Genomic DNA, 14924 nt, shown 5'->3' on the forward strand with positions numbered 1-14924 from the left:
CTGACCCACCGCTATCGCGAGCAAGCTCGCTCCCACAGGTTTTTTGATCGACCATTAAATCGCGCGCACAAAAAAACCGGCCGAGGCCGGTTTTTTCATGGCGACGAAATCAGAACTTGGCGTTCTGCAGATCGTCCAGGTAACGCTCGGCATCCAGTGCCGCCATGCAACCGGCGCCGGCCGAGGTGATGGCCTGACGGTAAACGTGGTCAGCCACGTCACCGGCGGCAAAAATACCTTCGAGGCTAGTGGCCGTCGCATTGCCGTCACGGCCGCCCTGCACCACCAGGTAACCGTCTTTCAAGGTCAGCTGGCCTTCGAACAACGAGGTGTTCGGGGTGTGGCCGATGGCGATGAACACACCATCGACTGTCAGCTCGTCGAAGCTGCCGTCGTTGTTCTTCAGGCGAGCACCGGTCACGCCCATGTTGTCGCCCAGCACTTCGTCCAGGGTCGCGTTCAATTTCAGGATGATCTTGCCTTCGGCAACCCGGGCATTGAGCTTGTCGATCAGGATCTTCTCGGCGCGGAATGTTTCGCGACGGTGGATCAAGGTCACGGTACTGGCAATGTTGGCCAGGTACAGGGCTTCTTCCACAGCGGTGTTGCCGCCACCGACCACGGCCACTGGCTTGTTGCGATAGAAGAAACCGTCGCAGGTCGCGCAGGCGGAAACGCCTTTGCCCATGAACGCTTCTTCCGACGGCAGGCCCAGGTAACGAGCGCTCGCACCGGTGGCGATGATCAGCGCGTCGCAGGTGTAGGTCGCGCTGTCACCGGTCAGGGTGTACGGCTTGGCAGCGAAGTCCACGGCATTGATGTGGTCGAAGACGATCTCGGTTTCAAAGCGCTCGGCGTGCTCTTTCATGCGTTCCATCAGCGCCGGGCCGGTCAGGCCATGGACATCGCCCGGCCAGTTGTCGACTTCAGTGGTGGTGGTCAGTTGACCGCCGGCCTGCATGCCGGTGATCAGCAAAGGCTTGAGGTTGGCACGGGCGGCATAAACGGCGGCGCTGTAACCGGCAGGGCCGGAACCGAGAATAATCACTCGCGAATGACGGACTTCAGACATGACCTGCTCCTGTTGACCGGCCTGGAATACCTGGCGCGGAACGCCGGATTGCCGGCGGGAATAAAAAAGGACTATGGAAAGCACTTGGGGAAGGCTTGGGCTCGACAGTCCTGTAAAAAGATTGGGTGCAGCGTATCGAGGGGGCGAAGATTAAGGAAATACGGTTTAACAATCCAGCTCATAGGCAGTCTCTATTCGATCGCGTTGGATACCTGAGCGCCTTTGTTACAGTTAATGTCGATACCGCTGCCGCGCTTTCGCCTGTCAGGCAAAGCCGGTAAGGTCGGCGCGTTTCCCTTTGCTTGGAGCACGTTATGCCCGCCCCCGTTCTGTCCGGCCCGCAATACCTGCGCGAAGGCCTCAGGCTGGTCCTCACCCCAAGCCTGCGTTTGTTCGTATTGTTGCCGCTCGCGATCAACCTGGTGCTGTTCGTCGGATTGATCTATTTGGCCAGCCATCAATTCAGCCTGTGGGTCGATACCTTGATGCCGTCCCTGCCGGAATGGCTGAGCTTCCTCAATTACGTCCTCTGGCCGCTGTTCGTGGTGCTGGTGGTGTTGATGGTGTTCTTCACCTTCACCATGCTCGCCAATGTCATCGCCGCACCGTTCAACGGCTTCCTGGCGGAGAAAGTCGAAGTGGTGGTGCGCGGCACTGACGACTTCCCGGCCTTCAGTTGGGGTGAACTGATTGCCATGGTTCCCCGCACCTTCGCCCGGGAACTGCGCAAGCTGGGCTACTTCCTGCCCCGCGCCATCGGTTTGTTCATCCTCTCGTTCATTCCGGTGGTCAACATCATCGCCGCGCCGCTGTGGCTGCTGTTCGGGGTATGGATGATGGCAATCCAGTACATCGACTACCCGGCGGATAACCACAAGCTGGGCTGGAACGAAATGCTCGCCTGGCTGCGGCAGAAACGCTGGCAGAGCCTGGGTTTCGGCGGCAGTGTGTACCTGGTGCTGCTGATTCCGGTGGTCAACATCCTGATGATGCCGGCGGCCGTGGCGGGAGCGACGCTGTTCTGGGTCCGTGAGCGCGGCGCGGAAAACCTGGTGGTCCAGCGCTGAACGGGTCATAAATCCATCATCAAACTGCCACAATGACGACATGGCCCCAGCCGATACTGGGGTCATGACGACAACTCTGCATATCACTCTGATCACCGAAACCTTTCCTCCGGAAATCAACGGCGTGGCCAACACCCTCGGCCGCTTGTGCGACGGCCTGCGCGCGCGCGGGCACCAGGTGGAACTGGTGCGGCCACGACAGGTGGGCGACGAGCAGCTGGGCAGCGACGATGAATTGCTGTTGTGTCGGGGCTGGCCGCTGCCGGGTTATCCCGGTTTGCAATGGGGTCAGTCATCGATGCACAAGTTGCTGCGACGCTGGAAACGCCATCGACCGGACGTGCTGTACATCGCCACGGAGGGACCGTTGGGACTGTCCGCATTGCGCGCGGCACGGCGCCTGGGGATCTCGGTGGTCAGTGGCTTTCACACCAATTTCCAGCAATACACCAGCCAGTACGGATTGGGCTTGCTGACGCGCCTGCTGACCCACTACCTGCGCTGGTTTCACAACCGTTCGACCCTGACCCTGGTGCCGAGCATCAGCCAGCGCCTGGAACTGGAGCGCCGGCATTTCGAGCGCCTGGCGTTACTGTCGCGAGGTGTCGACAGCCAGTTGTTTCATCCGGCCAAACGGCTGCAGTCACTGCGCGAACAGTGGGGACTGGCCGAGAACGACATCGCCGTCATCCACGTAGGACGCCTGGCACCGGAGAAGAATACCGGGTTGCTCAGGCGCAGTTTCGATGCGCTGAAAGCGGCTTATCCACAGCGTACGATCAAGTTGATCGTGGTGGGTGACGGTCCGCAACGCGTGGTTCTGGAGAAAGAACTGCCCGAGGCGATTTTCTGTGGCTCGCAACGCGGCGAAGCCTTGGCCAGTCACTATGCGTCGGGGGATCTTTTTCTGTTTCCGAGCCTGACCGAAACCTTCGGCAATGTGGTGCTTGAGGCGCTCGCTTCGGGGCTGGGGGTGGTGTCCTACGATATGGCCGCGGCCGCTCAGCATATTCGCCATGGCTACAATGGCGTGCTGGCGATGCCGGGGGATGAAGAGGCGTTTTGCGAAGCAGCGGTGTGGTTGCTGGAGAAGGAAGAGACCTTGCGCTGCGTACGGCTCAATGCGCGCCAGCATGCGAGTCGCCAGGGGTGGGCGGCGATTATCGAGCAGTTCGAGGGGCAGTTGCGGGGGGCTTGTGTGGGGGAGGTGGTGGTGCCGAATGCACCGATCGTGCCCTGAATCTTTGCTGACCTTGAGGCCGTCTTCGCTGGCAAGCCAGCTCCCACAGGGTTCCGGGGTGTTCACATATCATGTGATCACCACAAAACCTGTGGGAGCGAGCTTGCTCCGGGCGGCGTTCCGACGATGAGGCCAGTGCAGGCGCCGCTTAAACCAACGTCATCAACGCCTCACGACTGAACGGCAAAATATCTCCCTCACGCCCATCTCGCACTTTCTGCGCCCAATCCGGATCCACCAGCAACGCACGCCCCACCGCCACCAGGTCGAATTCATCGTTGTTCAACCGCTCCAGCAGTTTTTCCAGACTGGCCGGCTGGGCGATCTTGTCGGTGTTGACCATGAACTGCAGGAATTCGCCGTCCAGGCCAACACTCCCGACCGTGATGGTCGGCTTGCCGGTGAGCGTGCGCGTCCAGCCCGCCAGGTTCAGTTCGGAACCGTCGAATTCCGGCTCCCAGAATCGGCGCGTCGAGCAGTGGAAAATGTCCACGCCAGCCTCGGACAACGGCTTGAGGAACTCGCCCAAGGCTTCTGGTGTTTGCACCAGACGCGCGGTGTAATCCTGCTGCTTCCACTGGGAGAAACGGAAGATGATCGGGAACCCTTCACCGACCGCAGCCCGCACCGCCTGAATCAGTTCGATGGCGAAACGCGAACGGTTAGCCAGGCTACCGCCGTATTCGTCAGTGCGCTGGTTGCTGCCTTCCCAGAAGAACTGGTCCACCAGATAACCGTGGGCGCCGTGGATCTCCACGCCGTCCATGCCGATGCTTTGGGCATCTTTGGCCGCCTGGGCGAACGCAGCGATCACGTCCTGGATGTCCTGGCGGGTCATGCCGTGAACCACGACCTGACCGTCCTTGAGTTTTTCCGACGGGCCATAACCCGGCACGCTGGCATCCGGCTCGGTACCGATGCGGCGTACGCTGCCGACATGCCACAGCTGAGGCACGATCTTGCCCCCTTCGGCGTGGACAGCGTCGACGACTTTCTTCCAGCCGGCCAGTGCGGCTTCACCGTAGAAGTGCGGCACGTTGGGATAGCCGTTGGATGCTTTGTGCCCGACGGTGGTGCCTTCGGTGATGATCAAGCCAACGCCGGCGGCGGCGCGGCGACGGTAGTACTCGATCACTTTGGAATTGGGCACCCCACCCGGTGAAAACGAACGGGTCATTGGGGCCATGACGACGCGGGTCGGCAGTTCGAGGGTGCCGAGGTGGAACGGTTTGAACAGGGCTTTGACGGGCATGGGGGCGCTCCACGGGAATAGACTATATGACGGGGATAATATGGAGCGCGCGACGGATTGAACAGCACTATTGATTGCGGTGATTAAGGTCTAAAAGGTACGCAAAACCTGTAGGAGCCCGGCTTGCCGGCGATGGCGATTTAAAGGACGCCTTCGCGGGCAAGCCTCGCTCCTACAGAGGAGGTGTCAGCCCAGGGCTTTTTCGATCGCCTGGATGACCGCAGGATCTTCCGGCAGTGTACGCGGCGAGAACCGCGCCAGTACGCGTCCATCCTTGCCGAGCAGGAATTTCTCGAAGTTCCAGGTGATGTCACCCGGGAACTCGGCGCCCTCGCCCGCCAGCAGACGGTACAACTGATGGCGCTCATGTCCGTTGACTTCCATTTTGCTGGACAACGGAAAGGTCACGCCATAGTTCAGGCTGCAAAACTCCTGGATTTCTTGCCCGGTGCCCGGTTCCTGCCCGGCAAACTGGTTGCACGGCAAGCCCAGCACGCTGAAACCCTTACCCTTGTATTTCTGATAAAGGTTTTCCAGCGCCGCATACTGTGGGGTCAAGCCACATTTGGAGGCGACGTTGACCACAAGCACGACGTGCCCCTTGAGGGGTGCCAGCGGTAGCTCCTGACCATCCAGGGCTGTCAATTTAAGGTCGTGAAAAGCACTCATGACGAACTCCAGATTCCCGTTCTTCTCAAAACAGCCACTTGGCGGTGCCCTCAAGGACGGCCGCGGACTAAAAAGGCGCCCTCGGGCGCCTCTCCAGTTCTCGAAAGCTTAGCGCAGAAAATCAGTGGTGATGGCCACCTTCGCCATGGACGTGGCCATGGGCAACTTCTTCCTGGCTGGCTTCACGGATGTCGATGATCTTGACCTGGAAATTCAGGCGCTGACCGGCCAACGGGTGGTTGCCGTCGACGGTGACGTCGTCGCCGTCCAGATCGCGAATGGTGACGATCTGCATCTGGCCGTCCGGAGCGGAAGCGTGGAACTGCATGCCCACTTCCAGCTCGTCGACGCCTTCGAACATGCTGCGGCTCAGGGTGCTGACCAGTTCGGCAGCGTACTCGCCGTAGGCATCTTCAGGTTCTACGGCGACGGTCAGTTCGTCACCGACGGCCTTGCCTTCCAGTGCCTTTTCCAGGCCCGGAATGATGTTGCCTGCGCCTTGCAGGTAGACCAGCGGCGCGCCGCCGGCGGAGCTGTCGATGACCTCACCAGCGTCGTTGGTCAGGGTATAGTCGATGGAGACAGCCTTATTGGCGGCGATCAGCATGGGGCGAGACCTTTTGCATAAGAATATTGAAAGACCCAGTTTAGCGAAGCCATCGCCCGAAAGCGAACACAACCCGGACAGACGGAACGCGGCGAAAGGCTCGACGGTGACAGGGTTTCATCAGGACGAAGACGGCCACTGGGTCGCCGAGCTTTCCTGCGGGCACACTCAGCACCTGCGCCATCAGCCACCGTGGCAGTCCCGGGCCTGGGTACTGAACCCTTTGCTACGCAATGAAAAAATAGGGCAGCCCTTTGCTTGCGGTTGGTGTGCACAAGGCTCGGTTAGCGATAACCTTGGCGACTGAAATTCGGTAGACGACCCGTCATAAGTTGTCACCATTGCCATGCCCCCCCAGAGAATCCGCATGCAGACTTTTTTTATCGCACCCACCGATTTTGGTGTGGGTCTGACCTCCATCAGCCTCGGGCTGGTGCGTACCCTCGAGCGGGCCGGCCTCAAGGTGGGCTTTTTCAAACCGATCGCCCAGCCCCATCCGGGTGATACCGGGCCTGAGCGCTCCACCGAACTGGTGGCCCGTACCCACGGCTTGAAACCGCCGCAGCCCTTGGGCCTGGCCCATGTCGAGCGCATGCTCGGCGACGGCCAGCTCGACGAGCTGCTCGAAGAAATCATCACCCTGTATCAGCAGGCGGCCATCGGCAAGGACGTGCTGATCGTCGAAGGCATGGTCCCGACCCGTAGCGCCAGTTACGCCGCGCGGGTCAATCTGCACCTGGCCAAAAGCCTCGACGCCGACGTGATCCTGGTCTCGGCCCCGGAAAACGAAGTGCTGGCCGAACTGTCCGGCCGTGTGGAATTGCAGGCGCAATTGTTCGGCGGGCCGAAAGACCCGAAAGTCCTCGGCGTGATCCTCAACAAGGTCAAGACCGACGAAAGCATGGAGGCCTTCGCCTCGCGCATGAAGGAACACTCGCCCTTGCTGCGCAGCGGCGATTTCCGCTTACTGGGTTGCATCCCCTACCAGCCGGAACTGAACGCGCCGCGCACCCGCGACGTCGCCGACCTGATGGGCGCACAGATCCTCAATGCCGGCGATTACGAAACCCGGCGCATGACCAAAATCATCATCTGCGCCCGCACCATGCGCAACACCGTGGAGCTGCTAAAGCCCGGCGTGCTGGTGGTGACCCCCGGCGATCGCGACGACATCATCCTCGCGGTCAGCCTCGCGGCCATGAATGGCGTGCCCCTGGCCGGCCTGCTGCTGACCAGCGACACCCTGCCCGACCCGCGCATCATGGACCTCTGCCGCGGTGCGTTGCAGGCCGGCCTGCCAGTGTTGTCGGTGAGCACCGGCTCCTACGAAACCGCCAATCAGCTGAACGGTTTGAACAAGGAGATCCCGATCGACGACCGCGAACGTGCGGAGATCATCACCGATTTCGTCGCCAGCCACCTCGACGCCAACTGGCTACACCAGCGCTGCGGCACGCCACGGGAAATGCGCCTGTCGCCAGCGGTGTTCCGCTATCAACTGATCCAGCGCGCCCAGGCCGCGAACAAGCGCATCGTCCTGCCCGAAGGCAGCGAGCCGTTGACCGTGCAAGCCGCGGCGATCTGCCAGGCCCGTGGCATTGCCCGCTGCGTATTGCTGGCCAAACCCGCGGACGTCGAAGCCGTGGCCCGTGCCCAAGGCATCGAGCTGCCACCGGGGCTGGAGATTCTCGACCCGGACCTGATCCGCGAGCGGTACGTCGAGCCGATGGTGGCGCTGCGCAAGAGCAAAAGCCTCAACGCGCCGATGGCCGAGCAACAACTGGAAGACACCGTGGTGATCGGCACCATGATGCTGGCGCTGGATGAAGTCGACGGCCTGGTGTCCGGAGTCATTCACTCCACCGCCAACACCATCCGCCCGGCGCTGCAGTTGATCAAGACCGCGCCGGGCTGCACCCTGGTGTCGTCGGTGTTCTTCATGCTGTTCCCCGAAGAAGTGCTGGTCTACGGCGACTGCGTAATGAACCCGCACCCGAGCGCCAGCGAACTGGCCGAGATCGCCCTGCAAAGCGCCGATTCGGCCGCGGCATTCGGCATCACCCCGCGCGTGGCGATGATCAGCTACTCCAGCGGGGAATCGGCCAGCGGCGAAGAAGTCGAGAAGGTGCGCGAGGCCACATTGCTCGCCCATGAACAACAGAACTCGCTGCTGATCGACGGCCCGCTGCAATACGACGCCGCCGCCAACGAAAACGTGGCCCGGCAACTGGCGCCGAACAGCCAGGTGGCCGGTCGCGCCACGGTGTTCGTGTTCCCCGACCTCAACACCGGCAACACCACCCACAAGGCCGTGCAACGCAGCGCCGACTGCGTCAGCCTCGGGCCGATGCTGCAAGGCCTGCGCAAACCGGTGAACGACCTGCCCCGCGGCGCTCAGGTCGATGACATCGTCTACACCATCGCGTTGACCGCGATTCAAGCGGCCAACCGACCTGTGGACCTTTAAATGCTGGATTTCCTGCCCGCCGCCGTACGCGGCGTGATTGCATCATTGCTGCTGGCACTCAATACCATCCTGCTGTGCTCGTTCCTGTTCTGCGTGGCGATCTTCAAGGTATTGCCCTTCGCCCTCACCCAGCGCTTCACGCGCTGGTTGATGAGCCACACCCACGAAGCCTGGATCAGCAACAACAAAGCCTGGATGGACCTGGTCTGCCGCACCCGCTGGCACCTCAGCGGTCTGGAAAGCCTGGACTATCGCCACTCGTACCTGATCACCAGCAATCACCAGAGCTGGGTCGACATCATGGTGCTGCAATACGTGCTCAACCGTCGCATCCAGCCGCTGAAGTTTTTTCTCAAGCAGGAGCTGATCTGGGTGCCGGTGATTGGCCTGGCCTGGTGGACCCTGGGCTTTCCGTTCATGAAGCGCTACTCCAAGGCCTACCTGGAAAAGCACCCGGAAAAGAAAGGCAAGGACCTGGAAACCACGCGCAAAACCTGTGCGAAATTTCGCCATGACTCGGTGGGGATCTTCAACTTCGTCGAAGGCACGCGCTTTACCGAAGGTAAGCATACGCAGCAGAAATCACCGTTCAAGTATCTGCTCAAGGCCAAGGCGGGTGGCATCGCGTTTGTGCTGGATGCGATGGGTGAGCAGCTGGAGTCGATCGTCAACGTGACGATTCACTACCCGGGCGGGCGTCCGGGGTATTGGGATTTGCTCTGCGGGAATGTGAAGGATGTGGTGGTGCATTTCCAGGAGCTGAAGATTCCGCCGGAGTTCATTGGCAAGAATTACGACCAGGATGGGGAGTATCGAGTGCAGTTCCAGGGGTGGATCAATCAGTTGTGGCTGGATAAGGATGCGCTGCTGGAGCAGATGCATCGGGAGTATCCAGCGAAGTAATCAGGTGGCTGTACCGGCCCTATCGCGAGCAAGCCCGCTCCCACAGGAATCGAGTCGTACGCAGTAGCTGTGCACACTACAAAACCCTGTGGGAGCGGGCTTGCCGCGAAGGCGTCCGACCAGACACAAAAACCCGCCGACGAACACTCATTGGCGGGTTTTTATCTTCTACTCAGGCAGCACTCGCCACCAGAACCGGGTGCACCGACCTTGGCTCCATCGGCATGAACGACAACCCAGCAGCCTCCTGCGGCGCAAACATCGCCATCGCCTGAACCAGCGCGTCAGCCCGGTATTGCTGCGCGAACGTGGCCGAATCGCCTGCCTGATTGCCCGTGGAAACCCCCTCGGCCGAAAAATCGCCCGATGGGGTGCTCAGCAACTGTTCAGCAACCGGCAGGCGTTCCGCCATTGGATTGAGGATTGGCACGGCCCCAGGGCGAGCGAATATGAAGTCGGAGGCACTCAACTGAGATACTTCCAAAGCATCCAGATACAGCAGTTTGATCGTCGAATCCGGATCTGCTGCGCCAGTACTGATCTCCACGCCATGAACCAGCACAATATCGTTGATCGTGGAACGGTTCACCTTACTGATCGTCAAGGCGCTGAAATCAGTGATGCCGGTCTGACTCAGATCTATCTTGTCGGCACCTTGCCGAAAGCCACGCAACGCATTCTTGTAGTTCGACACACCCTCTTGCTTCGCCACGACAAAGACATTGCTTGCTTCGCCATCGTGGCTATACACCTTGCCCGACAACGAGGCGACAAAGCGTCCGGTGGCATCCGATGAAAGGCTTATACCTCCTGCGCCACCGTTCAAGGTCACTGTGCCTGGCACGTCTTGCACAATCCCGGGAGTAACGGGAGGCGGGTCAATGGTCGGTGTTTCAGTCAGGACGACCGGTGGAATAAAGGTAGTCTGGAACTTGAAGTGGCTTGCGCCTATCGCGGTCGTCAGTTGATTTTTCAGCAGAAGACTTTGCCCATCGCCCAGCTCCACCAACACGTCCGCCTCTTGCTGGGTGAGCCGCAGATCGCCGAATTTTTTACCTTTGAAGCCGACCAGGTTGATCACCTCGGCGCGGGCGGGATCAAAATTGACCAACGTGTCGAGCCCACTGCCACGCCGGTGCACGACGAACAAGTCTTTACCTGCGCCACCAACCAGGGTGTTGTTGCCACGGCCGCCGTTGAGCAGGCTGTCGGAGGGCCCGGCTATCAGCGTGTCATTGCCGTCGCCGCTGAGCAGATTGTGGATCGCTTGAGCATTGTTCACCGTCAACGCGACACCGCCGATCACCGCCGCGCCTGTACTCAGATCAACCGAGACATCGCCGCTGACGGCTGCCGCATTGATCGTATTGCGTCCCGATCCGTCATTGAGAACGGCGCGTTCCGCCTGACGCTTGACCGAGTCGGCAAATTCATCGGTATAGAAGTAGCTGTCGTGACCCGTCGCATCGGCACCGAACAGGCGCAACGACCAGTTATTGAGCGTAACAGGCAAGCCATTGGCCGTATTGGTCACCTGTAGTGTCCAGTCGCCCGCCATGTCTTCACCCCAGGCATGAGTCGACATAAAGGTGTATTTGAAGGTGCCCTCCTGGGTGCCGCCAACGTCCGCGTCGCTGGCTCCCGGTGCGGTCAGCGGAACCTTTCCCGCCCGGTCAAGCAGCACGCTTTGAGTGCCGTTGGGCGAAATCAGTCTGACCACTAGATCGCCTAACCGCCCGACCTGTGCGTCGAAATCGATTTCCACATGCTCGATGTCCAACCCTCCGGGCATCGCCAGTTTGGGCGCGATACTCTCGCCAGCACCGGCAACCTGTCCAAGCGCACCGCTGGACGCTGAAACGGTCATCAAATTGTCTGCCGTACTTTGCGTCATCCAGCTTTCAGCCAGGCGCACAGCCGCCCGTGCATCCACTTTGCCGAAGCCATAATCGTGACTGGCGTGCATCCCTCCCCCATTCCAGTTCCGCGCGCCGTTGTCGTTCCATTGCGTGGCCCCACCCTCGACCTTGCGCGCGGACACCGCGAGTATCTGTTGCACATCGCGGTAACCCAGGTTCGGGTTGGCCTGCAGCATCAAGGCAATCACCCCGGAAACGATCGGTGCGGCGAAGCTGGTCCCCTTCATGGCGCTGTAGTCATTGCCAAAAGTCGAGCCGCGTTCGGTTTCCAGCTTGTAACTGGTGGACCAGACGTTACTGCCAGGCGCCGAAACCAACAGGCTCGCGCCGGGGTTGGAAAAAGGCGCCGAACCCGTCTCCAGCGTCGACAGATCCCCTTGGGCATTGATCGCGCCGACCTGAATCGAAAAGCGGTTGTTGTTGAGCAACGAGCCTTGAGCGCTGCCGCCGGTCGCACGCTCGTTCCCACCGGCCGTGACGATCACTGTACCCAGCCCCCCTCGACCGCTGTCCGCGGCATACTGGGCATTGGTCATCAACGCACTGGCGGTGTTGACCAACCCGCCTTGCAGATTGCTCAGGGCGAAGTCCTTGCTGAAGCCCCAGCTATGGTTGGCGATGTCATAGCCGAGCATTTTGCCCAAGCCGGTCAGGTCGGCACCGCTATTGGTCAGGTAGTGGCCGCCGAGGGTCGCCTCATGGGCGATTCCGATGCCGCCCAACTCGTTTTTTGCCGCCACCATGACGCCCGCGACCATCGTTGCGTGATCAGAAGCCAGCGCCGGCAACGTCTGGCCTTGCGCCTGCAGCCAGGGTTGATCGACATTCGGCGCCAGATCCGGGTGCCGAATATCGAAAATTTCTGGAGCGGTGGAAAACTCCCCACCAGGTTCGAACTGACCGATGCGCACGCCCTTGCCGGTGTAGTCCTTCCAGACCGGCAGTACATTGATGTCGCTCAGATACCACTGCTGTGCAGTCAATGGATCGTTCGGCACGTCCGGGGTGAGCAGCGTGACCGTCGCCCGCAGGGGCGCCAGTTCACCGGTCTGCAAGTCCACCACCGAGGCTGCCGGGTGACCGGCTGCGTCCACCAGCCCGTACTTGAAACTGGCAATACCAGTGAAGCGCGGATCAGGGGTAAACAGCACATCGCCTTGTTCAGTCAGGCTCACACTGCCGCCCAGCGAGTCGCCAACCGAAGCAATACGCAAATCGCCCTGACTGTTGAGCCGCTGGTCGTTGGCCAGGATGCTGGCGGCTGAAATCAACTGAGGCTGAGTACGATCAAAGGCATTCCCCGCTTGATTGACCCGCAATGCATCCGCCACGGGCATCGCGTTGGGCTGCTCCAGGCTTACCGCTGAAATATCGGCGAAATTCAATTTCTGGATCCGGCTCAGGGTCAAGGTACCATCGCGGCCCGCCACCGCGTCCGAGACGGTGTAACCGGTCTCGGTGCGAGTGATTTTGTAGTCGCCATACTTACCGTGCAGCGTCACCAGGTTGACCCCTGCGCCGCCGTCGATGATCGCGTCGCCGTGACCGGCTTCGATCACATCATGACCGGCACCGCCATAAATCCGGTCCACACCGGCCCCGGCGTGAATGATGCTGCCCCCGGCCGATGCCATGATCGCGTCACCCTTGGGCCCGGCGTAGATAACCGCCTTGCCGCTGCCACCGATGATGTTATTGCGCCCCGTGCCGCCGACCAGCACGTCGTTGCCTGCGCCGCCAATCAGCGTCGAACCGCCAGACCCGCCCTTGATGAAGACACTGGAGTGCCCGCCGCCGACAATGTAGGCATAACCGCGGCCACCCTGGGCGATCGTCAGCCCGGCCTTGGCCATGTTCAGCGCCATGCCCTCATCGCCGACGATGATCGCGGTATCGCGCCCGCCATTGCCATGGATATTGTTCGGATTGTCACTGGCGCTGACCACAAACACATCGTCACCGGCCCCACCGTTATACGTATTGCTGCCGGCGCCACCCACCAGCCAACTGCCGGTCGCCGCAGCGGTCAGGGAGTCGTTGCCGCTGCCTGCATACACATTCGTCACACCCAACTGGCCCGCATCGAGGGATTCGTCGGCGGTGCTGCTACTGGCGTATGCAGTGGTGGTGGTCGCGCCGGTCGTCGACACCACTTTGCTGCCGCTACCTTCGACCGTCAGCGTGCTGCTGACCGGATCGCCGAGGAAATTCACCGCCAGGGCTTCGCGCGTCGCGCCATTGATCACAAAGGAGCCACGAGCGATCACGCTGTTACCTTGGCGCACATCACCGCTGACCGGAGTTGCCGCGACATTGATCTGCGTGATGCCAAGCTCGGCCAGCGTCTTGAGTTCGCCGGCATCGCTTTTACCGTCGTGAGACGCATCGACCCACACCCGCAACTGACTCCAGATGGCATCACTCGCATCGATCACCTTATCCGCATTGCCATCCACACTGGCCAGCGCCGCAAACCCGTCCTTGTACAACACCTCCCCCGCCTGTCCATTCCCCCCCAAAGCCCCCCGGAAATACTCGGAGAACATCTGGCTGACATCCTTGATCTGCCCGCTGCCATCATCGACCACCAACATCCCGGTACTTCGATCCGCCCAACCGCTGCGCTTGAGCGTGCCGCTGTGATCGGTGTCGAACAGCACGCCATCGCTGATGGGTGTCATCTGCACGCCGTTGCCGGTCAGGTCCAGCAGCAAGGGATCGACGTAGGTATTGACGGTGGTCAGTGCTGCCAGACCGTTCAAGGTCACTGCATTGCGCAAACTGAAATCCGGCTCGCTGCTGCTCGGGCTGTCGAGGTAGAACTGCGACAGGTACTCGTTCGGGCGCACATTGGGATCAAGCTGGATTTCACCGGGGCGGATGCCGCCGGTGGCCAGGGTGCCAAGCTGGACGGAGGTGAAGTCGGTGTTGTTCAGGGTTGGGTCGGTGAAGAACACGCGGTGGGTGGAGGCGTTTTGGGTGAAGCCGTTGGAAACGTCTTCGCGGGCCTGGTTTTCGCCGGGAATTTGTTGTTGGGGTTGGGGGTCGGGGGTGATTTCGATTTGGATTAGGTTGTTGGTGTTGGTGTTTTCTACACCATTAATAATGTTCCGTATTTGTTCGGAAATAGTTTCTTCAATTAGCGATCTTGCAGCTGGGCCAGCAAAGCCCAACACACTTTCCCCTAAACTACCGCCTTCACTTCTTAACGAAGAAGATTTATCACGAACATACTTCCTGAATTCACCCATGGTAGCATGCCATTCATCTAGGGAAGGCGAGGCCCCATAATCTCGCTCTCTTATTTTTTTAACCTCGACATCAACTGAACCTATAAGGTAGAGCAACCTATCCAAGGCTTCCTTATTACCCTCCTCACCACTAAAAAAACTCAATAAATATTTCCACGCACTAATACCATTATCCAACAGGACGTCGAACGGGCCGAGATTAAGATCCTTGACCGACTCCAAAAATTGTTGATCCGCCTCAGTACTACTGCCTTTAAACTCATCAGAAAACAAGTAAGCTATACGCCCTTGAGCCACTGTTAATCCCAATATTCGGTCGAGACGACCGACAATGGTTTGATCAATGCCGCTTGTTTTACTGAGCAAATCCATATACGACCTGACTTTATTAATTTCATCAAGCTTTTCAGGAGTGCTCTTCTCCAAAATACCACTTTGCGATCCGGCTTGAGACTTACCCATATCAAAACCTCGCTT

Annotated in this window: 10 protein-coding genes; 5 read left to right on the top strand and 5 right to left on the bottom strand. The window is 60.0% G+C overall.

The window, feature by feature from the left end; translation table 11 throughout:
- Nucleotides 1-109: 109 nt before the first annotated feature.
- Nucleotides 110-1072: a thioredoxin-disulfide reductase gene (gene trxB / locus PMA3_RS24935; RefSeq protein WP_064679687.1), complete on the bottom strand. Its 963-nt coding sequence runs from the start codon at nt 1070-1072 to the stop codon at nt 110-112.
- Between the two features lie 314 nt (nt 1073-1386).
- On the opposite strand from trxB, the gene cysZ reads away from it, so the two are divergent.
- Nucleotides 1387-2139, top strand: a complete 753-nt coding sequence (gene cysZ / locus PMA3_RS24940; RefSeq protein WP_064679688.1) for a sulfate transporter CysZ — start codon at nt 1387-1389, stop codon at nt 2137-2139.
- Between the two features lie 40 nt (nt 2140-2179).
- Nucleotides 2180-3379 carry a glycosyltransferase family 4 protein gene (locus tag PMA3_RS24945; protein ID WP_064679689.1) on the top strand — a complete coding sequence of 400 codons (1200 nt, stop codon included), beginning with the start codon at nt 2180-2182 and terminating at the stop codon, nt 3377-3379.
- Between the two features lie 148 nt (nt 3380-3527).
- Here PMA3_RS24945 and PMA3_RS24950 read toward each other — a convergent pair whose 3' ends face one another.
- From PMA3_RS24950 to PMA3_RS24960, 3 genes are all read right to left on the bottom strand, one after another.
- A complete protein-coding gene (locus PMA3_RS24950) occupies nt 3528-4631 on the bottom strand; it encodes an NADH:flavin oxidoreductase (RefSeq protein ID WP_064679690.1) in 1104 nt (367 codons plus the stop codon).
- A gap of 186 nt (nt 4632-4817) precedes the next feature.
- Nucleotides 4818-5300, bottom strand: coding sequence for a glutathione peroxidase (locus PMA3_RS24955; RefSeq protein WP_064679691.1), 483 nt, complete (start codon nt 5298-5300; stop codon nt 4818-4820).
- Between the two features lie 121 nt (nt 5301-5421).
- Nucleotides 5422-5907, bottom strand: coding sequence for an FKBP-type peptidyl-prolyl cis-trans isomerase (locus PMA3_RS24960; RefSeq protein ID WP_064679692.1), 486 nt, complete (start codon nt 5905-5907; stop codon nt 5422-5424).
- Here PMA3_RS24960 and PMA3_RS31155 point away from each other — a divergent pair.
- The 3 genes from PMA3_RS31155 to PMA3_RS24970 are packed head-to-tail and all read left to right on the top strand — an operon-like array spanning nt 5876 to nt 9277.
- Nucleotides 5876-6214, top strand: coding sequence for a DUF3565 domain-containing protein (locus PMA3_RS31155; protein ID WP_082930493.1), 339 nt, complete (start codon nt 5876-5878; stop codon nt 6212-6214). The genes PMA3_RS24960 and PMA3_RS31155 overlap by 32 nt on opposite strands.
- A gap of 60 nt (nt 6215-6274) precedes the next feature.
- Nucleotides 6275-8374: a phosphate acetyltransferase gene (gene pta / locus PMA3_RS24965; RefSeq protein WP_064679693.1), complete on the top strand. Its 2100-nt coding sequence runs from the start codon at nt 6275-6277 to the stop codon at nt 8372-8374.
- Nucleotides 8375-9277 (top strand): acyltransferase, encoded by a 903-nt coding sequence (locus PMA3_RS24970; RefSeq protein ID WP_064679694.1) that lies wholly within the window; start codon nt 8375-8377, stop codon nt 9275-9277. It abuts the gene before it with no gap.
- Between the two features lie 172 nt (nt 9278-9449).
- Here PMA3_RS24970 and PMA3_RS24975 read toward each other — a convergent pair whose 3' ends face one another.
- Nucleotides 9450-14909: a S8 family serine peptidase gene (locus PMA3_RS24975; protein ID WP_237140662.1), complete on the bottom strand. Its 5460-nt coding sequence runs from the start codon at nt 14907-14909 to the stop codon at nt 9450-9452.
- Nucleotides 14910-14924 lie beyond the last annotated feature (15 nt).

Source organism: Pseudomonas silesiensis (assembly GCF_001661075.1).
Lineage (GTDB): Bacteria > Pseudomonadota > Gammaproteobacteria > Pseudomonadales > Pseudomonadaceae > Aquipseudomonas > Aquipseudomonas silesiensis.